This is a genomic window from candidate division KSB1 bacterium (genome assembly GCA_034506255.1).
GTDB classification, from domain to species: domain Bacteria; phylum Zhuqueibacterota; class Zhuqueibacteria; order Zhuqueibacterales; family Zhuqueibacteraceae; genus Coneutiohabitans; species Coneutiohabitans thermophilus.
Genome location: JAPDPX010000007.1, coordinates 362448 through 388028 on the forward strand (window position 1 = coordinate 362448; position 25581 = coordinate 388028).

Consider the following 25581-nt stretch of genomic DNA (forward strand, 5'->3'; position numbering starts at 1 on the left):
CAGGCAAGATCACGCCGACAGGCTTTGGCTGCGGCTGCAAACCTGTCGTAATCTATCAAAATCCCCCTCTCTGTCAAGCGCAATTTCTGCCGCCTCATGTTACCTCATTTATGTGCGGGGACGTGATGCAGATATTGTCTGCAGCCGGGGAGGCCCGCACTGCTCCACATGTTGCAAAGGTGCCAACGCCGGCTTGTGAGTTTGGAATTGACTTTGCGCTGCGGCTTGTCTATTTTGCGCTGCGCTTTCCGACCAGGAGTTGTCGCATTGATGAGGATAATCACCGTGACGCTTCCATACAGACCTGCTCGCTGTCTTCTCCCCTTTCTTCTGCCTCTCTCCCTGGCGGCACAGGCTTTGGAAGGCCTGGTGTTCACACGCGAGGTTGGTCCGGGCGTGAAACATCACCGGTGGTATCGTGCCGCCGGACCCTGGGCCATCGAAGTGGTGGCCTTCGATTATCACCATCCTGCACTCCGCCTCGAGACGGTGCGCGCGGCGGACAAAGGGCTGGAGTTGACCAGCCGCATGGCCAGCCGCGCAGAGAGCAACAGCAGCCGGGTGGTGGCGGCGCTTAATGGCGACTTTTTCACCCCCCAGGGTCGTCCGCTCAATTTGCAAATCAGCAACGGCGAAATCGTTAATGGCAGCTATCCGCGTTCGGTGCTGGCGGTCAGCCGCTCCGGCGAGCCGGTGATTGCCATCACCGAGTTGTCGGGAAAGGTGATCACGCGACGTGCCGGCTCCCATCCGCTGGCGGGGATCAACCGCGAACGTGGCGAGAACGAGATCATCCTGTACAACCGCTTTTTTGGCAGTCACACCAACACCAATCGCCACGGCCGCGAGGTGGCTTTGCGCCTGCTGACCACCTTCACTGTCAATGACAGTGTCGCCACGCTGGTCATGCCGGCGTCCTCGGCAAGCGGCAACAGCGCACTGTCCGACAGTGTGTATGTGCTGTCGGCGCATGGCACGGCCGCGAACTGGCTGGCGCGGGCGGTGGCAGCGGGCGATACCATCAAACTTTTTTGGCAGCTTCCCCAGATTCCCCTGCCGGTGCGGGCGGCCATCGGTGGCACGCCGCGGCTGATCCGCGACGGCAAAATCTCAATTGAGAGCGAAATCGAATTCAATCGTGCCGGTTTTGCCACCGAACGCCATCCGCGCTCGGCAGTGGGCTTCGATGAAAAAAATCATCGCATGTATTTCGTGGTGGTGGATGGCCGGCAGCCGGGCTACAGCGTCGGGATGACGCTCGCCGAGCTGGCGAATTTTCTCAGTGAATTGGGTTGCACCCAGGCAATCAATCTCGATGGCGGCGGCTCCAGCACACTGGTGGTGCGCGGTGAAGTGGTCAACCGCCCCAGCGATCTCACTGGCGAACGGCCGGTGGCCAACGCCCTCCTGCTGCTGTGCAGTGCCCAGGGCACCACACCCGCTTACTTGAAGATCTCACCGCCGCGCGTCGAAGCATTGGCGGGTGATTCCGTGCGCTTTCGCATCTCACTGACCGACAGTTTCTTCAATCCCATCGCCATTGCGCCGGCAGCGATCACCTGGCGGGTGCCGCCGGCGCTGGGAAAAAACGGGGCCAATGGCATATTTTGGGCGGGGACAAAAGTGGACTCCGGCTTCGTGGTGGTGACGAACGGTGTGATCAGCGACTCGGCCTGGGTGGTGGTGCATCAACCGGCAGGGCTCGAACTGCATCCACCCCGCGCCACGGTGAAACCCGGTCAGGCGCAACGCTTCCTGGGCTACCTCACCACCACCAGCGGCAGGCGCCTGCCGCTGGCGGGGCCACGACTGAGTTGGCAAGTGCAACCGCAGAGTGGAACAGTTACCGCCGGCGGCACCGTGGTCGCGACAACGCCGGGAACTTATCGCGTCACCGCAACTTACCAGAGCACGACAGCGACGCTCACGGCAAGCGCAGAAGTGACGGTGGAAACGGGTGGCAAACAGCCGTGAGGAAGCACACAGGCCTGTAAGCCTGTAATTGCGGGTTCATCTGTACCTCGCACTTCCTTGTCCCTTCCACCCCCGGCCGCGCACCACCCGCCCCGGCCGTGCGCCGGTATGCTCGCCGTCGCGCAGAACCTGCACCCCATTGACGAAAACATGGCGCACGCCGGTGGCGTATCGCTGCGGCTCCGCATAGGTGGCATGATCCTGGATGGTCGCCGGATCGAACACCACCACATCGGCAAAGCAACCTTGTGCGAGCCTGCCCCGCCGTGACAAACCAAGATTGTCCGCCGGCAGGGAAGTCAACCGCCGAATGGCCTCCGGCAAAGTGAGCACGCCCTCCTCCCGCACATACTTCCCCAGCAGCCGCGCGAAGTTGCCATAGGCACGCGGATGCACACTCGACTTCAGGAAATCACCCTCGGGCGCCTGCGAGGCTGCATCCGAGCAAAAGCTCACCCACGGCTGCTGCATCTGCTTCCTGAGATTCTCCTCCGACATGAGAAAATAGACCGCCTCAACACGGCTGCCATCTTGAATGACGAGATCAATGGCGGTCTCCGCTGGCGATTTGCCGCGCCGCTGGGCCACTTGTGCCAGCGACTGTCCGGTGAGATACTTCAGCGAATCCGTCTTGAATCCCACCAGCAGAACATTGTCCGCGCCGGCATGCAGCAGGAGATTTTCCCAGGCATCACTGGGGGTGGTCATTTCAACGAGCACGCGGCGGCGCTGCGCAGGATCGCGCAGACGCTGCGCCCATGCCTGGTAGCCGCCCTCCTGCACCCACGGCGGCATGGCGGCATCCAGGCCGGTGGCGCCGGCAGTGTAGTTGTACATGTCCGCCGTGATGCGCAAACCCCGGGCACGGGCCGCCTCGATTTTGGCGATCACCTCATCCATCTTGTGCCAGTTGCTGCGGCCGGCGGCCTTGAGATGATAAATCTCCGCGGGCAGGCCGGCAGCGCGCGCAATGGTGATCAACTCGTCCACCGCTTCCAGCAAGCGGTTGCCCTCGCTGCGCAAATGGGAGATGTAGATGCCGCCATATTCCGCCGCCACTTTGCACAATTCAATCAACTCTTCCGTCTGCGCATAGAAGGCGGGCGCATAGATCAATGAAGAGGCCACGCCGAGTGCACCTTCTGCCATCGCCTGCCGCACCAAAGCCTTCATTCGCTCCAGTTCCTCCGGAGAAGGGGCACGGTTCTCATAGCCCAGCTCGTGGATGCGCACGGTGGTCGCGCCCACGAAAGAGGCAATGTTGGTGGACACGCCGCGGCGCTCGAGATGTTCGAGATATTCGCCCAGCGTTGTCCACTCCACTTCGTAACGGAGGTCGCCCTGCTGTTCGAGCACTTCCTGCTTCATCTTTTCATTGAGCGGCCCCTCCGACCACCCTTCGCCGAAAATCTCCAGTGTCACGCCCTGCCGGATGTCACTCTGTGAGCAGCCGTCGGCAAGCAGACTGACGGTGGCCCAGCTCAACATGTTGATGAAGCCGGGCGCCACCGCCAGGCCGCCGGCGTCGATCTCCTGGCGGGCGGCGACAGGTGCAAGCTGGCCAATGGCCGCAATGGTATCGGCATTGATGGCCACATCACCGGCAAGGGGCGTGGCACCACTGCCGTCGTAAATCATGCCATTGCGAATGATGAGATCGTACTGCGGTTGCGGCGCACATGCCACAAGCATGAGCAGAAAGATGAACAGCCTCCGCAGAATCATGCGCTTTCCTTCCTCCCTGGCTTCGATGACAGTTGCAAAAGAGATCGTTCTGCTTGGTTTAGCGTTGGAATTCGAGCTTCGGTGCACAAAGCTTCCGTCTGGCACGCCAACGGAATAAACAACCTCAAACAGTCATACAAACCGGGTTCACACCAAGGCAGCAAACATCCCCGACACCGCGGGTACGCGGCAAAGCGAGCGAACGCGGCCAAAGGGAATTTTTCAGACAATGCGTTTTTCGCCGGTGCGCTCATGTTTTCCCGGGATGTCGGGTCATGGCTGGTCGGGTTTGGGGCTTGAAAAACCGGCCGCAGGAAAGGGGCAGGCAGCCGCAGCGGCAAAAGCGGGCTGATGAGAAGTTGGTTCGAAGGCTGTGGCGTGCTTCTGGAACGATGTGTTTCCGCCATGAAAAAAAATTTGGCGCTATGTTGCTTGATGTGGGTAATGCATGGCAAGACTTTGATTGCGGGGTTTTGCCCAAGAGCGTTTCCCCGGATCAGCGTTTGCCTTGTCATCGCATGCCGTAAAAATGCCGCAGTGCAAGCCGGCAGCCTGCAGGCAGACAAGAGGTCTGTGCGGCACTTTCATCCCGCTGGGTGGCCATACGGGCATGGCAAATTATCACGAAAATACTTTTGTAGCAGACCCTTGGGAGTCGGTGCCTGAAGGCACGACTACGAGAGCCCATTTTTTTGATGGGTACCGCGCGCGGTATGGCAAATTAGCCTGAAAACATCATTCTGGCCGCAGAGATTTTGACGACGCCGCTTGGTTCTGCTTGCCACTGATAAAAATCAGCGCGACAGTGCATCGATCAACGTCCAGGGAATTGGGTGGTGGCCGCATGCCACGTTACGATTTGCCCATACGAATCACCATGGACCCCCAAAAAACATGAGGCTTTCGGCCATCAGATCAGGCTGTACCCGATCGCCGCCAGACCCAGCAGGCCGCACAGCCACGCTGCCACTTGCGCCAGCAAGAGGCCCCGCCGGGCGCCGGCAAGCAACTCTTCTTCAGGCTTGACGCTGATCACGAAGCGGCCGCCGGCTGCCGGTTTTTGCAGGTACAATTCACCGTCGCGCCAGGCGGCCTCGGCCAGCACATACACGGACGCACCCACGGGAATGGCGTGCTCTTGAAAGCGATACTCGCGCGGCTGGCGTTCCTCCAGGCTGGTGAGCCAGGGCGCTTCCATGGAGAAGGCACCGCGCGCAATGACCGAGTCCGGCAGGCCGGCATCGGAATCGACTTCAAACACGGTTTGCCCGGCAATGATTTCCGCCCCTGCAGGATCAACCAGCACGCGGCCGGTATGATCTTCGACCCAAAAGGGGATGCGCTCCTGCTGGCGCGCCAGCACTTCAGTATCAATGCGGGTGTGGCTCACCTGCTGTCTTTGTTCGTCTGCGTAGAAAACTTCCTCGAACTCCCATTCCACCAAATGGTCATAGTAAACGCACGCGGTTTCGGAGAGCAGCGCGACCAGCGGCCGGTCGCACGCCACCGTGCCCTTGACCTCGATGAGTTTGGAACCGGACCGCCAGCCTTCGGTCTCCGCCTGAAATTTCAGGTCGGCGATGGCGGAAGTTTCGGTGAGGTGGATCAGGCCGAATTGGCGCCGCAAGCGCACCGCGCGCAGCGCGAAGAGGGCGGCCAAAGCGAGCAAAGCAATTCCCGGGATGGGCATTATGGCTTTCATTGGCGCATCCATTATCGCAGCCGCGGCCTCTATTGCCTCACAAAACTCTCGCGGCCACCCACCACAGTGCGCAACACCAGCACTTCGGGAATGCGCACCGGATCGATCTCGAACAAATTCTCCGAGAGCACGACGAAATCGGCGAGGAAGCCGGGAGCCAGCCGGCCGCATTTTTGTTCCTGAAAACCGGCATATGCATTGGCAGAGGTGTAACAGCGCAGCGCCTCCGCCACTGTGATTTTCTCCTCCGGCACCCAGCCGGCGGGATGCGCGTCGTCGAGCGTGCGGCGCGTCACTGCGGCGTAAATGCCCCACAACGGCGAAAGTGGCGCAACGGTCCAGTCCGATCCAAAAGTGAGTGCAGCGTTGGCAGCCAGCAGCGAGCGGAAGGCGTAGGTGGTTTTGATGCGCTGCGGGCCGATGCGCTTTTCCGCCCAGCGGCCGTCATCAATGGCGTGATAAGGCTGCATCGACGGAATGACGCCCAGCCCGGCGAAACGGAGAATCGCGGCACGGGTCAAATGCTGCGCATGCTCGATGCGAAAGCGCCGGTCGCGGCTGCCGTTCTGCGCCACGGCCCGGGCATAGACCTGGAGCAGCCAGTCATTGGCCCGGTCGCCGATGGCATGCACTGCCACATGCAGGCCGGCGGAATCAGCCGCGAGAATCCACTGCCGCAGCGCAGTCGTGTCGGTGGTCAGCAGTCCGGAGGTGGCGGGCGCGTCGTCATAGGGTTGATAAAACCAGGCAGTGGTCGAGCCCAGCGAGCCGTCGACAAAACCCTTCAAGCCGCCCCAGCGCAGCCAGTCATCGCCGCGGCCATGAGTCTGCACGTATTCCGCCAGCCGCGCCCAGGTGGCGAGCGGCACGAAGGAGTAGATGCGCAGCGTCAATGCGCCGCTGGCATGGGCACGGCGGTAGGTTTCGAGATCCGTCCAGCCATAACTGCCCATGTCATGCACCTGGGTGACGCCCATCGCGGCGGCATGCGCCATGGCACGCGCCAGCGCTTCATCATGTTCGGCGGGCGTGCGCGCGGGAATCACGCGATACACCAGTGACATGGCCTCGTCTTTGAGAATACCGGTCGGCTCTCCGCTCTTTGCATCACGCACGATGGCACCGCCCGGCGGGTCGGCGGTATGACGATCGATGCCGGCCAGCGCCAGAGCCTTCGAATTGGCGAGCGCCATGTGGCCATCGAGGCGATTGACGAACACGGGATGATCCGGGGTGAGCTGGTCGATCCAGTCGCGCCGCGGCAACTCGCCACCCCATCTTTCATGATCCCAATCACCGCCGGTGATCCAGCGGCCGGCCGGGAGCTTTTGCGCAAAGGCGGCCAGGCGCTGCGCGAATTCCTGCGGGGATTTGGCGTCGCGCAAATCCACGCTGGCGAGCTGGAAACCGCCGCTCATGAAATGGGTGTGATTGTCGATGAAGCCGGGCACGACGAATTTGCCGGCGAGATCGACCACCCGGGTGGTCGCCGCGCGCCACGCCGCGATTTCATCCGCAGCACCCACGGCCAAAATCTTGCCGCCGGCGATTGCCAGCGCCTGTGCCTGCGGCGCTTCGGGCACACCCGTCCAAATCGTGGCGTTGGTGTAGATCACCTCGGCCTTTTCCTGCGGGGATTGACAGGCCAGCATGCAACCACTCCAGCATACGACCAACCGGAACAAAGCTTTTTTCATCATTCCTCCACGCCTTTTGCGCACCGCCTGGCGGCGCCATTTCGAATGAGCGGCACCGCGGCTCATACTACACCGCTGAGTTCTAAAATTCGCTCCGCAACCCAGAACTGTGAACTGTCATTCCGGAGGAATTTGCCATGTGCATTTGCATACCCATCACAATGAAAATGCAGCAAGACCTCTTGTCCGCAGGCAGGCTGGAAGCCTGCGCTACGGCATTTTCGTGGGAATCTTCCCGAGTACCGGGATCGATGCTTATTCTGGCATTATCCCAGGCACGCAAGAAGACTCTTGCAGAATGACATTGGGGGGGGTGGAGGTGCCAACTTAACGTTGTGCTACTCATCACGCCTATTGATCCAGGCAGTCGATCACGGTTTTCAGATAAAGCATCATCATCCCCTTCATTTCGTCACGCACGCTGCCGTCGGATTCCTCCTCGAGATCATCATCATCATCTTCCGCTGCGTCGTCGCCGGCAAACTCATTCGCCTCATCGTCAGGCTCGTCGCCGGCGTCGTCATCATATGCGAAAGGCTCCTCCCGTTCGAGTTCGAACTCCTCGTCCAACTCCTCCTCGCCTTCCATGAGGGTCTCGATGGCATAGCGCAACACTTCGCGCTGGTTGCAGGAGTCCAGCAAGGCCTGCACCGTGTCGATGAATTCCTGCTCGGAATCCCCTGCGAGATATTCCAGCATCTTGAGATTGCGCTGGTCGGTTTCCTCCAGCAGGGTTTCGGTAACGGTGGCGGGGCGCTTGTCGCCCTGTTCCATCATCTGCCAGATGACCACGCCCATGTAGAGCAGCAATTCGCGTTCGGCATGATTGAGCAGGTCATCGCCGGCGGCCATGAGATAGGCGAGAATGAGCGGCTGTTGCCGGCTCATTTGTTCGATCAGCTTTTGCGCCTGGCTGGGCGGAATGGTTGCCATTTTCTGCCAGGTGGCTTCGACAATTTCCGCGGAGATGGGTAGCATGGGATTTCACTTCCTCGCTTGTTTCGTTCCTGAGAACGAAGGTTTAAAGTTTGCAGATGAGATAACCCGCCCCCGCTCCCAGGCCGAAATACGCCACTTTTCCCAAAAAGCGCGGAAAAAATGCCGAAGGGGGCTTGGGAACTTCAACGGTTCGGCTAACCGGTGGAATAAAGACGCTCACATCTTTGAAGGCGCCCGAGGGGTGAAGCGGCCAGTCGAATTGCGCATAGCGCGCCGAGATGCGCACCTGCGAAGTATCGCCGGCCGGATAGGCGAAAGCATGCCGGAGCCGGGCGCTGAATTCCTGGCCGGGCGCCTCCGGTACGCATGAGCAATCCACCGCGACTTGCACGGTGTCAATGCGGGATTCGCCCGGCACACGCACCGGCACGCGCACATAAACGCGATTGCCCGCCTTCAGCGAATCAATGAAGGCTTGATATTCTGCCGGGCTGGCAAAAACGCGCGTGAGACCCGCCAGCCGTGCTTCGAACTTGGCAGTGGCCAGCGAGTCGACATAGGATTCCGCCGGTGGCAGGGTGATGGTCACCTGATCGCGCGGCCACAACCAGATCGCCAGTGCGGCACCAATGAGCGCAGCGCCAAGATACGACAGTATCGTTTTCAGCATGGCGGACACTCCTTCGCGTGGTTCTCATGACATTTTGTGATTTCCATGGCGCCCCTCTCCGGAAGACCGGGGAGATCCTTCACGGCTTTGCCATTTTGCAAAAATTTGCCGGCAGGGCTTCTCCTCTGCCCGTGTCGCATGCTGCCGGCGACAGGCAAGCGCCGGCGGCATGAATCGGGCGATGACTTTTCATGAAAATTTTGGCCGCGCCGGGAACGCAGAGCTCTCCGTTCCCGCGCGGTCCCGGCGCGCAGTTTTCCCGCACCGGGCGCTTCAGGGATACCCGCCTCTGCCAGCGCTCGAGGTTTGTGCCCGACCTCGCTGTCACCCGCAGAGGGTTCGCTTGTATTCGTCGGAGCGGCATGTTCGCAGGCATGTTTCCATTGCTCGCTGAACATCAACCATCAGTCATTACCCCGGGTGTTCGTTCCTGAGCGCGTGTATCCCGTCTTTTTCCGGGTTCAGCATATGGCGAAACGGATCCGACGCCTCATGAAGGATCGACCCGCCTCAACCTTCTGTGGGATCCGCCCGCTCTCTGTCTGAAAATGTTCCAAACTTGACTGCGCTTCAAAGAGAAGCCCGGCAGTTCTCCACGGCCTCGCCGTGATGAACACTCGTGCCGGCTTCAGGCATGCTAAAACCCCGGCCGGCTGCTTCTGCAAGCTCGCGCAGGGCCATTCGAGCCGTGTCCTGGACGGGTCATCAAAAGTGCGGGCGTGCCTGCGGCTCGTGGGTTGCCCGCTGCACACCTCGCATGCATGCGTTGTTCTGCAGAGGCTTTTACTTTGTTGCCTGGCGGTCCGTGCCGGGCATGCTGAAAAAAGTGGCTCATGGCTCGGCACCGGCGGGCGCAGCGACAAAGGGCGTGTTTTGAATCGGATATTTGCGCCAGTCCTTGTAATCGAAGTGCCACCATTCGAATTCATAGACTTGGAAGCCCTGTTCTTCCATGGCCCGGCGGAGCAATTCCCGGTGCCAGCGCTGGGCACTGGTGCCGCCGGGATAGTCGGGATGGGCACGCACCGAAAATTCATCGTAGCCGCTCACCATCTCCACGGGTTTGCCGGAGGCCAGCTCGTAGAGCGTCAGATCGACGGCGCAGCCGCGATTGTGACGCGAACCGCGCGCCGGGTCGGCAACATAGATCTTCTTGTCCGCCGGGGTGGCTTCCCAAAACATTTTGGTGACGAACCACGGCCGGTAGGCATCGTGGATCAACAGACCGTAGCCCCTGGCCTGCAGGCTGCGATGCGCAGCCAGCAATGCCAACGCTGCGGGCCGCTGCAGCAAGGCACGGGCGTGATCATAGAAAACCGTGCCCATGAAATTGTTGGTTGTGGCGTAGCGTATGTCGAACTTGATGGTGGAATCGAGCGTGGCGAGATCGACCAGATCCGGCGGGAGGAATTCGCCATGTTCAACCGGTGGCGATGCGGCCAGCGCCAGTTCACGCAATTCCGCCACCGGCCGGAGCGGTGTCAAGCGGAAGGTCGCCCCGCTTTCCACGCCGAGCTCGCGGCGTTTGAACAGTATGCCGGCAGCTTCCACGGCGAGGGCACGGCCGTCGCCGGCACGCTGGAACACGAGTTTTTCACCATGATAGAGGCCATAGTCGGGAAAGGCAAACACCCCGGGTGCGATCTCGGTGAGCGGATAGGAGAAAAACCATTCGATCAAGGCGTGCAGGCGGCCATGGCGTTCGAGGAGGTAGAGCGTGTTGTGATCCCAGCCATATTCACCGATCAGGCCCAGCCATCTTTCCGGCGCGGGTGGCGGCGGCACTTCCGGCAGGCGGCGGAAAAAGCGGTCGCCCAGCCGCAGCGTGTCGCGCCCCACCGGCAGCAGGCGTGTGCCGAAAGCCAGGTTGCCATCGGTGATCAGGGTATCGCCCAGCGCCCGCAGCGGCGCACACACGGTGCCGCGCCACAGCAACAATTGGCCGCGGCGCGCCAGCAACTCGAGGCGTTCTTCGCCGGCGGCATAAATCCCGGCGAGCTGCCGGATGCGCAGCGAATCGAGCGGCTGCGTGAAAACGAATGCCGGCAGCGGCTGCCGGGCACGCCGGGCGAGCATGAGGCGATGGGCGTGGCTGACGATGCGGTCGATGACGGTATTGGCACAATCGCGCGTGGTCACGGCGACCACACCAAGTTTGTCATCGGGCAACGCGCTCACTTGTGTCGCAAAACCATAGAGCACACCATCATGGCTGACGCGACGATGACCGGCGAGCTCACTCACGAAAAAGCCCAGTCCGAAGCCATATTTGGTGCCGGCCGGCACGAACTGCGGGGTGAACATCAGCTCGAGAGTTTCAGGCTTGAGAAGCTGCCGCCGGCCGGCGCGGCCGCGATTGAACAACACTTTCAGGAAATGCGCCAGATCGGTGACACTGGTGTAGAGATTGGCAGCCGGAATCAGACCGAGCTCGAAAGTCGGCGCGGGGAATTTGCGCTCGTCATACCCCCACATCCAGGCTTTGGCGAGGTGCGGGATGACACGGGCATCGGGTGTGAAGGAAGTGCGCCGCAATCCCATCGGCTGCAACACCGCCCGCTGCAGGTAAGCCGCAAACGGCTCGCCCTGCAGGCGCTCGAGCAAATAACCAACCACCGAGATGCCGGCATTGGAATACTTCGTGCGCGTTCCCGGTTCATAGACCAGCTCGGTGGCATTCAAGCTCTGCACCGTGGCCGCCAGCGTTGGTTCAGAGGGATCGAAGTAGCTGCCCACTGGCGGCTCGCGCACCAAACCTGCGCGGTGCGCCATGAGCTGCCGCAGAGTAATGGGGCGATTGAAGGGGTTGCGGGGCTGAAATTCCGGCAGGTAGGTGTTCAATGGTGCGTCGAGATCGAGACGGCCGGCTTCAACCAGTTGCATGACAGCAATAGCGGTGAACAATTTTGACACCGAGCCGACCCGAAACACCGTTTCGGCGGTCGCCGGAATCTTGCGATCGGGGTCGGCCCAGCCGAAGCCGCGCGCCCAAACAATCTCCTGATCATCGACCAGGGCAATGGCAAGCGCCGGCAACTCCTTTTCAGCCATTTCATGCAGGATGATGTGCTCGAGTTGGGTGGCAAGGGCGAGATAATCGGAACGGGGTGCAATATGGCCGGCGGCCGCAACCCGGAGGGGCGCGGCAAAGAGAAGAAAAATAACCGGAGAGAACCACAAGCGCCACATTCGTGCTGCACAGGCCATTACGCTTTCCTTCCTCACGCTGGTTCGACATCAAATTCGACATGCAAACTAACACGGACGCTTTCAAAAGCAAGAAAATTGTTGTGGCGATTGGCCGCACGCTGCCGGCCGTTGCTCTTGACATTCGGACGCCGATTGTCCATCTTGTTGCAGGTTCATGAGACGTATTCATTCAAGCGAAAGGGAACGATGATGAGACCCCACCTCTGGATGGCCGGCGGACTGCTGCTGCTGGCCGCCTGCACACCTTCCCCACAGGCGCTGCAATCCCAGGCACAGGCATTTCTCGATGGCTATACGGCAAAGTTCAAGGAGCTGTCCTATGCTGCCGCGCTGGCGGAATGGGCTTCGAACACCAAAATCGTCGAAGGCGACACCACCAATGCGCACAACACGCGCAAGGCCAACGAGGCCCTGGCCGCCTTCACGGGCAGTGTGGACAACATCGAAAAAGCGCGCCGGTTTTTGCAGGAGCGTGACAAGCTGACACCGCTGCAGGTCAAACAACTGCAAATCATCCTCTACAAAGCCGCCGACAAGCCACAGACCGTGGCCGACATCGTCAAAGCGCGCATCGCCGCGGAAACCGCACAGACCGAAAAGCTCTACGGTTTCTCTTTTCAAATCGCCGGCAAGCCGGTGACCACCAACGAAATCGACAACATTTTGAAAACCGCCACCGATCTGCAACAGCGGCGGGCGGCCTGGGAGGCCTCCAAGGAGGTCGGCAGACAGCTCAAGGACGGCCTGGCGAGGCTGCAGCGCCTGCGCAACCAGACGGTGCAAGCTCTGGGATACAGCGATTATTTCAGCTATCAGGTGTCGGATTACGGCATGACGGTGGACGAGATGATGGCGCTGATGGACGAGCTGGTGCGCGAGCTGCGGCCGCTCTATCGCGAGCTGCACACCTATGCGCGGTATGAGTTGGCGCGCCGCTACCAAACCAGCGTGCCGGAGAAGCTGCCGGCACACTGGCTGCCCAACCGCTGGGCGCAGGATTGGAGCGCGATGATCAACCTCGCCGGCTTCGATCTCGACGCCGCGCTCAAAGACAAGTCCGCGGAATGGATCGTGCAGCAGGCGGAGGATTTTTATGTGAGCCTGGGTTTCGACAAAATGCCGGCAAGTTTTTGGGAAAAGTCCTCGCTCTATCCCCTGCCGGCGGACGCACCTTACAAGAAAAACAATCACGCCTCGGCCTGGCACCTCGATCTCGAACACGACATTCGCGCGTTGATGAGCATCGAACCCAACGCCGAGTGGTATGAAACCACGCATCACGAACTGGGCCACATCTATTACTTCCTGAGCTACACCAACGACCAGGTGCCGCCGCTGCTGCGCGAGGGTGCCAACCGCGCCTGTCATGAAGCCCTCGGCAGCCTGATGGGACTGGCTTCGATGCAGCGCCCCTTCCTGCAGAGCCGCGGGCTGCTGCCGGCACAGGCGCAAAGCGATGACATGCAGGCGCTGCTCAAGGAAGCGCTGAATTTCGTTGTCTTCATCCCCTTCTCCGCCGGCACCATGTCACATTTCGAGTATGAGCTGTATGCCGGGAATCTGCCGCAGGAGGAATACAACCGGCGCTGGTGGGAGCTGGTGGAAAAATACCAGGGCGTCGTGCCGCCCGGCCCGCGCGGCGAGGATTACTGTGATGCCGCCACCAAAACCCACATCAACGATGATGCCGCCCAGTATTACGACTACGCCCTGTCCTTCATCCTGCTTTATCAACTGCACGATCACATTGCCACCAAAATTTTGGGGCAGGATCCGCACGCGACGAATTATTACGGCAACCGCGAGGTGGGGAAATTTCTGGCGGATATCATGCGGCCCGGCGCCAGCCGCGACTGGCGGGAGATGTTGCGCGAGAAAACCGGCGAGGACTTGAGCGCGCAGGCCATGCTGCGTTATTTCGCGCCGCTGCGGGATTATTTGGAAAAGGAAAACGCCGGCCGCAAACACACGCTGCCGGACATCTGAGGTTCCATGCTGCAGATGCAATGCGGCATTCTGCTCCCCGATCCCTGATCACTGCAGGCTGGTTGCCGGTGCTACATGCCGGTGGCACGCTGGCCGGCAGCCAGCCTGCTTTTACACCCTAATGCCCGCTGGCGTGTGGGAGGCGCAGCGCAAACATTTTGTCTACAGGACGGAAGGTCTGCGCTGTTGCACACGTTACCGAGTGATGACTTTACGCCAGATCCTGCAGGACGGCCAACAGGCGGTCGATCTCTTCTTCCGTGTTGTAGTGTACCAGGCCGATGCGCACCACCCCGCCGCTGTTTTCAAAGCCCAACCGCTTGATCACCTCGAACGCATAGAAATCGCCATCCCACACATAGATGTTTTCCGCACCCAGCCGTTCGGCCGCGGCACGCGGCGGATGTTTCTCCAGGCGCAGCGCCACCGTCGGCGTGCGTTGGGAATACCGGGCGGGATCCGTGATACCGAACACGCGCACTCCCGGGATCGCCAGCAGGCCGGTGATGAGTTTCTGCGCAAGTCGGCGTTCATATTGCTGCACCGCGATCATTGCCGCCTTCAAATCACGCCTTCGGCCCTGCCAGCGTGCGGCCTCCGCCGTGGCGCCCGTCTGCCGCCCGAGCTGCGCCAGATATTCGATGGCCGCCACGGTTCCCGCCAACCCCTCGTGATTGAGGGTGCCGGTTTCGAATTTGTACGGCGGGGTCGGTTCCTGCGGCCGGACTTTGTAGGCGGGCAGCCGCTCCATTGCCTCAAACTTGCCGTAGAGCACGCCGACATGCGGCCCGAAAAATTTGTAAACGGAGCATGCCAGGAAATCACAGTCCAGAGCCTGCACGTCGATCGGGCCGTGCGGCGCGAAGTGCACGGCATCGACATAAACCATCGCTCCCGCCGCATGCGCCCGGGCAATGATGCGGGCGACATCATTGATGGTGCCCACGGCGTTGGAAGCATAGCCCACGGCGACCAGCCTGGTGCGCGGCGAGAGCAGTGCTTCGAGCTGCTCATCGGCGAGGGTGCAGTCTTCGGGGTGGAAATCGAGAAATTTGATCGTCACGCCCTGTTCGGCCAGAGCCAGCCAGGGCGCGACATTGGCGTCGTGATCCAAACGGGTGAGGAGGATTTCGTCACCGGGTTTGAACATGCGGCCGAGACTGCGGCTGACATGAAAGGTGAGTGAGGTCATGTTCGCGCCGAAGGCGATGTTCTCGGGCGAAGGGGCATTGAGAAAATCGGCCAGGGCGGTGCGCGCGGCCAGAATCGTCTCGTCGGTGGCACGGCTGGTGGCAAACGCGCCGTGGGTGTTGGCGTATTTGTGCACGAAATGTTCGGCCATCGCCGCGATGACGGACTGTGGCACCTGGGTGCCGCCCGGGCCGTCGAAGTAGATCGCGGGCCGGCCGGCAGTGTCGCGCAATTGCAGCGCGGGGAAGAGCGAACGGGCAGCCAGGAAAGCGTTCATCGGAAGCCTTGTCGTTTGAGTTGCATTTGATCGAGATTTCACTCCGCAGAAACGATCACGCCGCGAAGGGATCTGAAACCGTGAGGACACCATGGCGCAAGCTTTCAGCCTGCCGGCGGACAGGATGTCGGCGCTGCGTTTTCGTCGCGATGGGTGGCCACAGGGGCATGGCAAATGCCCCTGGACAACGATCACGCACGCGGAAGTTTTGGCGAACCGCCCGTCTGCGCGAATCCACGCTGCTTTTTATTCGCCTTGACGGGGTTTCCTGCGCAGTTGCCAGAATCGCTTGCAGCGAGTTGCCGCGTCAGCGGGCGGGCGCGTTTTCCAGCTCCTTCGCCGCCGTGGCAATCACCTCGAGCGCCTCCTCCACTTCGGCCTGATGCGTGCGAAAGCTGAGCACACAGGCGCGCAACACGAATTCGCCGCGAAGCAGCGTGCTGGAGAGAAATAGCCTGCCGCTGCCGTTGATGTGCGCGAGCAGCCGCCGGTTGAATTCATTGATCCCGCCGCGCCGCGGGCGGTAGCGAAACGCCACCACCGAAAGCTCCGGCTCGACCAGGCATTCGAAGCCGGGCGTTTCCAAAAGGCGCTGATAGAGCCAGCGCGCCAGGCGCAGCTTCTCGGCGAGGTTTTCCCGAAACGCCTGCACGCCGAACAGCTTCAACGGCAGCCACACCTTCAATCCGCGAAACGACCGCGACAGCTCCGGCGAATAATCGGTAAAGTTGACCTCCCCGGGCGGGGTAAATTGATCCTGCATGTAGTCGGCGGTGAGCAGGTGGGCGCGGCGCAGCAATTCGCCCTCCTTCACCAGCAGGCTGCCGCAGCCGTATGGCACAAACAGACCCTTGTGCGGATCGAGTACCAGCGAATCCGACTGTTCAATGCCGGCGAGCTTGCGCCGGCCTTCCTCACACAGGTTGAAGAAGCCGCCATATGCGCCATCGATGTGATACCACAGTGAATATTTGCGGCTGAGCGCGGCAAGCTCTTCCAGCGGATCGATGGCGCCGGTGTTGGTTGTCCCGGCATTGCCAATCAGCAGAAACGGCTGCAAGCCGGCGGCGAGATCCGCCTGGATCGCTGCCTCGAAAAGTTCCGGCACAGCGCGAAAACGGTGATCGACTTCGAGCAGCCGCAGATTGCGCTCCCGCAAGCCCGCCAGCCGTGCGCCTTTGAGCAATGAGTGGTGCGTTTGGGTCGAAGCATAAACAACACCTCGGCCGATTTCCTCGCCGAGCAAATGCTGGCGCGCGGTGACAATGGCACTGAAGCCCGCCAGTGAGCCGCCGCTGGTGAGAATGCCGCGCGCGCCGGCAGGGTAACCCATCCACTGCGCAAACCACTCCAGGACATTGGTCTCCAGCCGGGCAGCCGCGGGCGCGGCGAACCAGGCACCGACATAGCGATTGGTGGCTGCCGACAGCAAATCCGCGAGCGCGGAGGGAAACAGCCCGCCGCCGGGTATGTAGGCCAGATAAGCGGGATGCGCCGCATTGATGGAAATCGGAATGACCTTTTCCATCAAAAAGGTGAGCAGTTCGTCAAAGGCTGTGCCGGTTTCCGGTGGTGCCTCACGCAAAGAGCGGGCGATTTCCACGGCATGAGCCAGATTGGCGCGCGGCGAGCCGGGCAGCGCAGCGATATGCTGTACCACGGCCCGCACACAGGCCTCGCCCATGGCCTGCATCACCTCCGCCGGCAACTCCAAATTGGTGACCGGGGGTTGCATTTATCCTGAAACCGTTGCGTCAAAAAAGATGCGGCTTGTGTGACTGACGGTATTTAACTCATCCTCTCTGCCCTCCTTTTCTTGTGAGGAAAAGGGGGAGACAAGTTGGTTTTGAATTCAATTTCTCCGCTGACACCCCTGAAACTCCCCTCTCTATTTTTCACCTGAATTTTGCACCCGGATTGATCCCCTCCATGAGAAACGCTGATTTGATCGCGACGCCCAAGCATCCAGGGGGTGAGGCATAAAAAAATTTTACCGGCCAACGTGCCGTCCACCCCGGCAGAAGTGGCCTGTTTGGCCCTCCTCAAAAAACCACGCCTGATCATGAGCAATTCAACCGGCCACTCATCCGGAGTCTGCATTTTGGGGGCGGGGCGCAGCTATAAACAGTTCGCTCCGCAAGCCGGCATGCGAAACTCAGGTTTCAAGAGAGGGGCCGGGGATGAGTTCATGGGCTCCACCAATTCAATGCCACATGGTCGCGTTATTCCCTCCGCAAAACGTGACGATAAACGGCAACGAGGCGCCGTCCGATTTCCTCCCAGCAAAAGGGCAACACCTGCTGCCGGAGAAATTTTGCGTCCCATTGCTGCCGGCAGACGCGCTCCAATGCCTGCGCCAGAGCCTTTTCATCCTCCACCGGCACCAGCAAACCAATGCGTTCATCAGTGAGAAGAGCCGGCGCCATGCCGGTCGCGGTGGCCACCACCGGTTTGCCGCATGCCAGCGCCTGCAGCAGGATCGCCGGCCCGCCTTCACTGCGGCTGGGAATCACCACGGCGTCTGCCGAATGGATCCATTGCGGGATGGTCTCCGGGGGTTGTGCACCCGCGAACCAAACCCGCGCCTCCAGGTTCAGCGCATGCGCCAGGTTTTGCAGGACCCGGGTTTCAGGACCGGCGCCCACCAGCACGAGCGCCAGAGCCCGGCTGGTCTGAGCCAGCGCACGCAACAACACATCAACCCCTTTCACAGGGTGATGATTCGCCACGCACAACAAAACGAACGCCGGGACAAATTGCCGCGGCCGCAACGGACGCGCGGCGGCGCCCGCCGGTTGGAAGGCATGACAATCCACCCCCTGCGGCATAACGACAACTTTTGCAGGTGCAACGCCTTCCGCCAGAATATCGGCGCGCATGCGGTCATTCAGCGCGAGAATGGCGTCTGCTGCGTGCAGCGCGGCGAGAAGCTTCGCGCGCTTGCGGCGCTCATGCCGCCAGAGGTTGATGTCCGAACCCTGCGCCGTCAACACCAGCGGCCGGCCAAATTGCTGCGCCAGCCGGCTGGCCACCCAGCCGCTGCGATAGGCCCAATGTGCATGAATCAAATCGAACTGCAGACGCCACCGCTTGACCGCCGCCGTGGCGCGCCACAGGAACTCCAGTGGGGCGCAGCGTTCCCCCAGCACCGGCACATGATGCACACGCAGGCGCAGCAGCACCCTGCCGGCCTCGTCATGCACCCCGCCGGCCGGCTGTGCCTGGCGCAGGTGGCGATAGCGTGGCAATGGCGGGTACCCAATCGCGGGGGTGATCACTGCCGCCGTCTGACAGCCATGCAAATGCAAAAGCTGTTCACGAACGAAAAGGCCTGCGTGCGGCTGCGCCGGATGCGGATAAAATTCCGACACGATCAGGACACGAAGGTCGGCAGCATTCATGCGCAAAGGACGGACAAGACGTTGCGGCGGGCAGGCGCGCGCCGTCCAACCATCAGGCAGCTGGGGTGCTCAGGCGAGTGCCGCCTCTCGCAAGGCCGTGGCGACCTGTTCGACCATGGCATTGCTCATCTCCGCATACATGGGCAGGCTCAGCACGCGTTCGGCCGCTGCTTCCGCAACCGGGAAGGCGCCGCGCCGCAATCCCAAAAAAGCATAGGCGGGTTGCAAATGCAGGGGAATCGGATAATGAATGCCGGTGGCAATGCCCTGCTGTTTCAGCCGCTCCTGCACCCGCTCACGCCGCTCCACCTGCACAATGAAGAGGTGGTAAACAGGCTCCTGGCCGGGCGCCACCGCCAGCGGCCGCACCGCCGGACAATCCTGCAAGAGCTGGCGGTATCGCGCGGCAATTTCCCGCCGGCGGGCATTCCAGCGCGGCAAATGGCGCAATTTGACATTGAGCACTGCGGCCTGCAGCGTATCCAGGCGGTGATTGTAGCCAATCATCAAATGTTCATACTTGGTGTCGCGGCCCTGGTCGCGCAGCCGCCGCACGCGGCCGGCGAGCGTGGCATCGTTGGTGACCACCGCGCCGCCATCGCCATATGCGCCGAGATTCTTGCCGGGATAGAAGCTGAAGCAGCCGGCAATCCCCAGGCTGCCGGCCACGCGGCCCCGCAAAGACGCCCCGTGTGCCTGCGCCGCATCTTCGATCACGGCAATTTCATGCTGCGCCGCGAGGGTCAGAATCGCATCCATATCCGGCATCTGGCCGTAGAGATGCACGGGCATAATCGCGCGCGTGCGATGGGAGATGGCGCGCTCGAGTTGATTGGCATCCATCTCGAGGGTGGCCGGATCAACATCGACAAAGCGAACCCGCGCACCGCTGCGGGTGATCGCCGAAGCGGTGGCGATGAAGGTATTGGGCACGGTGATCACCTCGTCGCCCGGTCCGATTTCCAAAGCCCGCAGCGCGAGATAAAGTGCATCGGCGCCGTTGGAAACGCCGACCGCATGCGCCGTTTGACAAAACGCCGCGAAGTTGCGCTCAAACGTCTCCACCGCGGCGCCGCCGACGAAATCACAGTTTTCCAAAACCGGCTGGATGGCCGCGGCAATTTCTTCTTTGATGCTGCGGTACTGCGCTTGCAAGTCCAGAAAAGGTATTGCTGTCGTCGCAGCTTGCACATGGGTCGCTTGCATGGATGCCTCCTGCATCGATCGAGAATGAAGCCCGCAAACAGGAGATGACGGGGCCTGCAGTGTCGCGGGCTGCGGTTTCTGCCCGGATTTTCCTGCAGCAAAATCCGGGACGGTTGATTCAATAAGGCTTTGCAATCAAATCATACGGGCAGGTCAGCTCCGCGATGGTCTTGATGACGCGCGCGGGATTGCCCGCCACCACGGCATGATCGGGCACGCTCGCCACCACCACGCTGCCCGCACCGACCAACGCGCCGGCGCCGATCACAATATCCGGCAGCAGCACGGCGTTGGCACCAATTTTGGCGCCCCGGCGAATGGTCGGTCCTTTCAGGCACTTTTTGACCTCGGGGCAAAGCGGATGCAGCGCGTTGGTCAGCACCACGTTCGGCCCGAGCCAGCACTCCTCCTCGAGAATGGAATATTCCGGAATGAACACCTGCGAGTGAATGCGCACACGATTGCCGATTTGCACGTGATGTTCAATGACCGTGCCACTGCCGACACTCACTTCGTCACCGATGAGGTTGCTTTCACGAATCAGCACGTGGTGGCCGGTCTGAAAACGCGCACCGATGGTGTTGCCGGCGTAGATCACGGTGTGGGAACGCAGCAAACTGTGCGCACCGATCACGGTCGCCAGGGCCTCCCCGCCCGCCGCTGCCGGCTGCAAACCGATGAGGCAGTAGGGTTGCACCACCGTCCCGCTTCCCAGTTGCACATGGGGAAGAATCGTGTAGGTCTCAGCGGAAAATGACATCGGCCTCTTCCAGGCTGGTTGCCCTCCCTGCCGTGCAGCCGGCGGCACAACCAGCCGGTCACACCAGAGAGGCGGGATTGCAAACGGGTGGCGCGGCGGAACCGTCAGATTGGCACACACTCACCGCCGCGCTGCAACGAGCGGCTGCCCGCGGCGAGAATTCTGACCACCGCCAGGCCGTTTTCACCGTCGCTCAGCGGCCGTTGCTTCAGGCGAATGCAGTCGATGAAATGCTGGCATTGCGCCTTGAGCGGCTCGCCGGCCTCGAATTTGGGAATCAACAAATCGCCGGCGCGGCGGATGAGCTGAAAGGCGCCGAAAGTGTCGAATTCCCCCAGATGCGCCGCGAGATTCTGGCGGGTGATGCCCTTGTCGAAGAGTTGAATCTTGTGATCGGGATGCACATCGTCATAGACGATCATCTTGTGCGCGCCGACGATGGTCATCTGGCGGACCTTGTTGGGGTCGAGCCAGCTCACCTGAATGTGGGCCGCGATGCCACTGGCGAAGCGCAAATGCAGAAAGGCGACGTCCACGATGCCGGGCTGCAGGTAGGCGTTGCCGTGCACCGCGATCGCCACCGGCGCCTCGTTCAGCCAGTGCAGCAAAATCGCGAGATCATGCGGGGCGAGATTCCACATGGCGTCGACTTCGCGGCGCACGATGCCGAGATTCAGGCGCCGCGAAGTGATGTAGTAAAGCTCGCCGGCCAGTCCCTCCTGCAAATAGCCCTTGATGCGCTGCACCGCCGCATCATAAAGAAAAGTGTGGCCCACCATCAACACACGTTGCTGCGCGTGCGCCAGCTCCACCAGCATTTCACATTCCCGCACCGAAAGCGCCAGCGGCTTTTCCACGAAGACGTGCAGGCCGGCGGCCAGCGCCTGCCGGGCGAGAGCGAAATGTGAATCGGGCGGCGTGGCGATCGCCACCGCGGCAAGCTCCGCGGCCGCGAGCACCTCGCGCGGCTCGCGGCAGCAAAGCAATTCGGGGTGCCGTTTCGCGACGGCGGCGAGCGCCGCCGGGTTGTGATCGCACACCATCGTCACCTGCGCACCCTCCGCCTCCAGGAAGTTGCGCAGCAGATGGCGGCCCCAGTAGCCCGCTCCGATCTGCGCCAGGCGGATCATCGTCACGATTGCGCGGCGCTGAGCGCGAAGATTTGATTGAGATGATGCTGCAGGTGATAAAGATAATCGCGCATGAGATACTTCAGGCTGATGGGCACGCGCTTCTCCACCGGCCGCCAGGCGATTTCGTACAGGTTGTGCTTGTTTCTTCGCTTGCGCAGCATGTCCTCGGGCGTCACGCTCATCACGTGCAGCAGGTGCAGGTTGTAGGCCTTCCAAAGCTGAATCAGCAGCGGCCAGGAAGCCTGCTGATACTTTTGCACCTCCACCCATTTGTCCTGATCGTAGCTCGGAAACACCAAATCCTCCGACAACTGCGCCAGCACGAAACGATGATGGTTGTTGCTGGCCGAATCGATCAAATGGCCCAGCAGCTCCCGCGCCGACCATTTCTCCGGGGCCAGACGCATTTCACTCTGCGCTTCCGAAATCGCCAGCAGCTTCTTCTCCCCCGACTCGATGGTTTGCCGAAATTCATTCAAAAAATCTTCTTCCATGACTCATTCTCCTCGTTTGATGAAACCGTGACACCCGCCGTGATCCGTGTCGGGCAGATGGTTCGGGAGAGTCGTGCATTCCATGCCGCTCACCCACGCCCGGGAGCCCGGCTCATTCGTCCGCATTCCATCCCAGGGCCAGAAACAGGGAATGGGTCCGCACCTGCCGGCGGCCGCCACTTGCCGGCGCATTCTGCCCGCGCATGGTCTGCAGCGCCGCTTGCAGCCGCAGATTGCGCAACAGCTCATAGCCCGCCTGCAGGCGCAAGGTGAGACGCCGCTCCACGATGCCATCCAGGAAACGGACGCGCTGGCTGTCGGTCACATGAAACGGCCGGTCCACGTCACCGCCGACGTTGCGATCCACCGGGTTTGCGCCATGGCGCTGGTGCTCCGCCGAGAACTGCAGATGCCAGCGCCGGCTGCCCCAAAACAACCATTCGGCCAACAGCCAATCCGCATTCGGCCCCGCGGGATGGCCGAGCAGCGTGCCATAATTTTTGTAAACATTGATTGGAAAGGTGTGTGAATACACGTAGGGCGCGATGCGAACGTATTCCACCCGCCAGTCACTGCGCGGCAAACCCAGTGGATTGGTGGCGTGCATGCCCAGCAGCCACGCGACTTTGTTGCCGTACCAGTTGCTCCCCAGGCGCGCCACTGAAAAATCATCGACGAACCATTCGCCGTAGAGCCGCCAGCCATGGCGCGGACGCATCTCGAAATCGAGGCCCATGGTGGCGTTGTCGCGGTCGCCGAGAAAATGTTCGGCGCTGCGGTAAAACATGATGGGATTCAGATAGGCCGGTTCCAGGCCGCGTTCGCCATAGATCACGGTTTCCTGCAGGCCCAGTTTGAACCACGCCGCCGGCGCGATTTCCAGGCGATGGGCGGCCAGATACTTGTGAGCGAAAAGCTGCCGCTCCGCACCGTTCGCAAGATAGGAGGCGACCAGCACCGGCGGATGCTGGCGCAGCGCCGCATGCACATAGGTGAACTGCGCCCGCCATGCCTGCAAACTGAGTTTGAGTTGATCGTAGGAAGTCGCATAGTCATTCAACGCCAGCGCGCCGGTGTATCCCGGCCCCCAGCGGTTGACATTCTTGCCGAATGCCACACGGACAGGCACCAGCGTGAGATAAAGATAGGCCACGGTTTCATCATGATAAACATGCGTGCCGTATCCGCGTGCGAAACCATGGCGCGGCCACGCCAGCCGCGAGGAGGTGGGATAGCTGCGCGTGCCGTGCTCCCTGGTGTCGCGGCTGCTGAGATGAAAGCCCAGATGCCGGCCGAGTGTTCCCCAAAACATGAAACCGCCGGTGTCTTGCAAAACGCGCTCCTGCCGCGCCAGCGTATCGCTGTCGTTGAACCAGGCGTCGCGATGGAAAATGGGATCGAGGAAAAAACGCAGGGCACCGCTTTCCAGGCTGAGCAAATTGCGACGATTGGCATACAGCGGCCGTGGCAGCCAGGCGAGCCATTTCTCCTGCCGCGCGCGCTGGCGCTCGCTGGCGGCGCGCACGGCCTCCCCGCTGCCAAGACGTGCGACTTCCTCGGAAAATTCAAAGAACGCGAATTCCAGCGCCTCCCGTTCACTGTGATCGAGGCGGTCGCCGGGTGCGAGAAAGGCTGTGAGCAGGGCGCGAGTCAGTGCCTCGCGGGTCAATGGCCGGCTGCCGGTCAATCCCAACTCGAGCAGGCCGCGCGTGCGCAAGCGGTCCAGCAACCGATAGGACCAGTGCGACATCGGCACTTCGATGGTCTGCGCCTGCACGGCGCCCAGCCAAAACAGCACCACCAGCCAGCCACGGCAGCGGAGGGGGATGCCCCGGCTTCGCCATTGCCCAATCTGCCCCGCCATGCGATCAAACCGGCTGTTCATGCGGGGCCTGCGCTTTGCCGGCGCGCCAGAGGTTCCGCCATCTTTGCCATTCATCCTGCCGCGCTTGCAGCCCGCGAACATAATGCCGCACAAAAGCTGCCAGCACGCTCAAAACAAAAACCACACCCGTGCCGATCACCCACAGCAGCAGCCGCCTGGGCTGCGTGCGAAACTCCGGCGGAACGGCAGGATCGAGCACCTGTACGGTGGGGGTATCGCGTGCTTCCTGAATCTTCGCCTGATGATATTGTTGCGTAAGCAACTGCCAAACCGTCTCCTGCACCTTCAGCTCACGCGTCAACTCCGCGAGCCTGCGGCCCACGGCCGGCAGTTGTGCGAACGGCAGCAAGTATTCCCGTTGCTCCGCCTGCTGCGGCGGGGTGCCGGTTTGCAAACGCTGATACTGCTTTTCCAGTGCGGCGACTTCGGCTGCGAGTGCGGCCAGGGCGGGATTGTCCGGCGTCATGCTGCGCCGCAGGAGTTCGAGTTGAACCTGCTTGGCGATGAGATTGCCCTTGAGCGTGCCCGCCTGTTCCATCACCGCCTGCATCTGCTGCTCCAGGCCGAGGGCGCCGTAGCGCGTTTGAAATTGCGTCAAGCTGTCGGCCAGCGCGGCCATTTGCCGCGAGGTTTGCTCCAACTGCGCCTCCAGATACCGCCGGGCATTGCGCGCCGCCGAGACACTTTTCTCCTGATTGACGCGATCCAGCTCCGCCACGAAGGCGCGGGCAATCGCCGCCGCCAGCTCGGGCGATTCCATTTCCACCAGGATTTCGATGATGCCCTGCTCGCCGGCCGCCACGGTCGTGCGGCGATGCAGCTTCTGCAGCGCCTTCTCTTCACTCGAGATCTGCCAGAGCTCCGCCAGCGTCGTCGGTATCGAATCGAGCAGAATGGGATGATGCAACACGCCCGACCCGACACTGCGGCTGCGCAACACCTCGACGAACAATTCCGCGGTCGAACGCGCAGGCGGCAGGGCCAGACGCACGAACGGTGCGTTGTTGAGCAAACCCAGCCATTCCTGCTGCTCCTGTTTGTCCGGCGGCAGCAGGGTGGTGCGCGCGGTGTAGGTGGGCGGCCACACCAGCCCAAGAACAAGAAAAAAAACCGCCGCAAGCGCGACATTGCGCACAATCATGCGGCGCTGCGCCAGCAGAATCGCCAGCGCCGCAAGGAGATCGACCTCCTGCGAAAAAGCGTGATCTCCCCCGGCCGCCTGTTGCTGGCCGTTGGCAGAGAGGTTTTCAAAGGAAGGTTGTGGAGAATGCTCGGGCATGCCGTCAACCGCGAAGGGAAGTGAAGGCTGCACCTGCTATCGACTGCTCATG

At 61.4% G+C, this 25581-nt stretch carries 17 protein-coding genes; 2 read left to right on the plus strand and 15 right to left on the minus strand.

Annotated elements, in window-relative coordinates:
- Positions 1-285: 285 nt before the first annotated feature.
- Positions 286-1974, plus strand: coding sequence for a phosphodiester glycosidase family protein (locus ONB52_16265; protein MDZ7417693.1), 1689 nt, complete (start codon positions 286-288; stop codon positions 1972-1974).
- Positions 1975-2010: 36 nt separating this feature from the next.
- On the opposite strand, the gene ONB52_16270 is transcribed toward ONB52_16265, so the two are convergent.
- The 6 genes from ONB52_16270 to ONB52_16295 all read right to left on the minus strand — a co-directional run bounded on the left by ONB52_16270 (position 2011) and on the right by ONB52_16295 (position 11896).
- Positions 2011-3699, minus strand: coding sequence for a D-aminoacylase (locus tag ONB52_16270; GenBank protein ID MDZ7417694.1), 1689 nt, complete (start codon positions 3697-3699; stop codon positions 2011-2013).
- 910 nt (positions 3700-4609) lie between these two features.
- Positions 4610-5401, minus strand: a complete 792-nt coding sequence (locus tag ONB52_16275) for an E3 ubiquitin ligase family protein (protein MDZ7417695.1) — start codon at positions 5399-5401, stop codon at positions 4610-4612.
- 29 nt (positions 5402-5430) lie between these two features.
- Positions 5431-7053, minus strand: coding sequence for an amidohydrolase (locus ONB52_16280; protein MDZ7417696.1), 1623 nt, complete (start codon positions 7051-7053; stop codon positions 5431-5433).
- Positions 7054-7449: 396 nt separating this feature from the next.
- A complete protein-coding gene (locus tag ONB52_16285; protein ID MDZ7417697.1) occupies positions 7450-8076 on the minus strand; it encodes a hypothetical protein in 627 nt (208 codons plus the stop codon).
- Between the two features lie 43 nt (positions 8077-8119).
- On the minus strand, positions 8120-8707 hold the full coding sequence (locus ONB52_16290; GenBank protein MDZ7417698.1) for a hypothetical protein: 588 nt from the start codon (positions 8705-8707) through the stop codon (positions 8120-8122).
- An 831-nt stretch (positions 8708-9538) separates the two neighbouring features.
- Entirely contained in the window at positions 9539-11896 is a 2358-nt protein-coding gene (locus tag ONB52_16295; protein MDZ7417699.1) for a serine hydrolase, read from the minus strand.
- Positions 11897-12103: 207 nt separating this feature from the next.
- On the opposite strand from ONB52_16295, the gene ONB52_16300 reads away from it, so the two are divergent.
- Positions 12104-13903 (plus strand): M2 family metallopeptidase, encoded by a 1800-nt coding sequence (locus ONB52_16300; protein ID MDZ7417700.1) that lies wholly within the window; start codon positions 12104-12106, stop codon positions 13901-13903.
- A gap of 211 nt (positions 13904-14114) precedes the next feature.
- On the opposite strand, the gene ONB52_16305 is transcribed toward ONB52_16300, so the two are convergent.
- From ONB52_16305 to ONB52_16345, 9 genes are all read right to left on the minus strand, one after another.
- Positions 14115-15371: a cysteine desulfurase-like protein gene (locus ONB52_16305; GenBank protein MDZ7417701.1), complete on the minus strand. Its 1257-nt coding sequence runs from the start codon at positions 15369-15371 to the stop codon at positions 14115-14117.
- A gap of 307 nt (positions 15372-15678) precedes the next feature.
- Positions 15679-17106 (minus strand): aminotransferase class V-fold PLP-dependent enzyme, encoded by a 1428-nt coding sequence (locus ONB52_16310; GenBank protein MDZ7417702.1) that lies wholly within the window; start codon positions 17104-17106, stop codon positions 15679-15681.
- 487 nt (positions 17107-17593) lie between these two features.
- Positions 17594-18772, minus strand: a complete 1179-nt coding sequence (locus ONB52_16315; GenBank protein MDZ7417703.1) for a glycosyltransferase — start codon at positions 18770-18772, stop codon at positions 17594-17596.
- A gap of 69 nt (positions 18773-18841) precedes the next feature.
- Positions 18842-19978, minus strand: coding sequence for a DegT/DnrJ/EryC1/StrS family aminotransferase (locus ONB52_16320; protein ID MDZ7417704.1), 1137 nt, complete (start codon positions 19976-19978; stop codon positions 18842-18844).
- A gap of 118 nt (positions 19979-20096) precedes the next feature.
- Positions 20097-20738: a transferase gene (locus ONB52_16325; GenBank protein MDZ7417705.1), complete on the minus strand. Its 642-nt coding sequence runs from the start codon at positions 20736-20738 to the stop codon at positions 20097-20099.
- 104 nt (positions 20739-20842) lie between these two features.
- Positions 20843-21868 (minus strand): Gfo/Idh/MocA family oxidoreductase, encoded by a 1026-nt coding sequence (locus ONB52_16330; GenBank protein ID MDZ7417706.1) that lies wholly within the window; start codon positions 21866-21868, stop codon positions 20843-20845.
- A gap of 2 nt (positions 21869-21870) precedes the next feature.
- Positions 21871-22365, minus strand: coding sequence for a DinB family protein (locus ONB52_16335; protein ID MDZ7417707.1), 495 nt, complete (start codon positions 22363-22365; stop codon positions 21871-21873).
- Between the two features lie 112 nt (positions 22366-22477).
- Positions 22478-24250, minus strand: coding sequence for a capsule assembly Wzi family protein (locus ONB52_16340; protein MDZ7417708.1), 1773 nt, complete (start codon positions 24248-24250; stop codon positions 22478-22480).
- A complete protein-coding gene (locus ONB52_16345) occupies positions 24234-25529 on the minus strand; it encodes a Wzz/FepE/Etk N-terminal domain-containing protein (protein ID MDZ7417709.1) in 1296 nt (431 codons plus the stop codon). Before ONB52_16345 ends, ONB52_16340 begins: the two co-directional genes overlap by 17 nt.
- Positions 25530-25581: the final 52 nt, after the last annotated feature.

Excerpts from the sequence above, each read along its gene's own strand:
- ONB52_16270 (MDZ7417694.1), bottom strand. The coding sequence starts at position 3,699 with ATGATTCTGCGGAGGCTGTTCATCTTTCTGCTCATGCTTGTGGCATGT.
- ONB52_16275 (MDZ7417695.1), bottom strand. The coding sequence starts at position 5,401 with ATGAAAGCCATAATGCCCATCCCGGGAATTGCTTTGCTCGCTTTGGCC.
- ONB52_16280 (MDZ7417696.1), bottom strand. The coding sequence starts at position 7,053 with ATGCTGGCCTGTCAATCCCCGCAGGAAAAGGCCGAGGTGATCTACACC.
- ONB52_16285 (MDZ7417697.1), bottom strand. The coding sequence starts at position 8,076 with ATGCTACCCATCTCCGCGGAAATTGTCGAAGCCACCTGGCAGAAAATG.
- ONB52_16290 (MDZ7417698.1), bottom strand. The coding sequence starts at position 8,707 with ATGCTGAAAACGATACTGTCGTATCTTGGCGCTGCGCTCATTGGTGCC.
- ONB52_16295 (MDZ7417699.1), bottom strand. The coding sequence starts at position 11,896 with ATGTGGCGCTTGTGGTTCTCTCCGGTTATTTTTCTTCTCTTTGCCGCG.
- ONB52_16300 (MDZ7417700.1), top strand. The coding sequence starts at position 12,104 with ATGATGAGACCCCACCTCTGGATGGCCGGCGGACTGCTGCTGCTGGCC.
- ONB52_16305 (MDZ7417701.1), bottom strand. The coding sequence starts at position 15,371 with ATGAACGCTTTCCTGGCTGCCCGTTCGCTCTTCCCCGCGCTGCAATTG.
- ONB52_16310 (MDZ7417702.1), bottom strand. The coding sequence starts at position 17,106 with ATGCAACCCCCGGTCACCAATTTGGAGTTGCCGGCGGAGGTGATGCAG.
- ONB52_16315 (MDZ7417703.1), bottom strand. The coding sequence starts at position 18,772 with ATGAATGCTGCCGACCTTCGTGTCCTGATCGTGTCGGAATTTTATCCG.
- ONB52_16320 (MDZ7417704.1), bottom strand. The coding sequence starts at position 19,978 with ATGCAAGCGACCCATGTGCAAGCTGCGACGACAGCAATACCTTTTCTG.
- ONB52_16325 (MDZ7417705.1), bottom strand. The coding sequence starts at position 20,738 with ATGTCATTTTCCGCTGAGACCTACACGATTCTTCCCCATGTGCAACTG.
- ONB52_16330 (MDZ7417706.1), bottom strand. The coding sequence starts at position 21,868 with ATGATCCGCCTGGCGCAGATCGGAGCGGGCTACTGGGGCCGCCATCTG.
- ONB52_16335 (MDZ7417707.1), bottom strand. The coding sequence starts at position 22,365 with ATGGAAGAAGATTTTTTGAATGAATTTCGGCAAACCATCGAGTCGGGG.
- ONB52_16340 (MDZ7417708.1), bottom strand. The coding sequence starts at position 24,250 with ATGAACAGCCGGTTTGATCGCATGGCGGGGCAGATTGGGCAATGGCGA.
- ONB52_16345 (MDZ7417709.1), bottom strand. The coding sequence starts at position 25,529 with ATGCCCGAGCATTCTCCACAACCTTCCTTTGAAAACCTCTCTGCCAAC.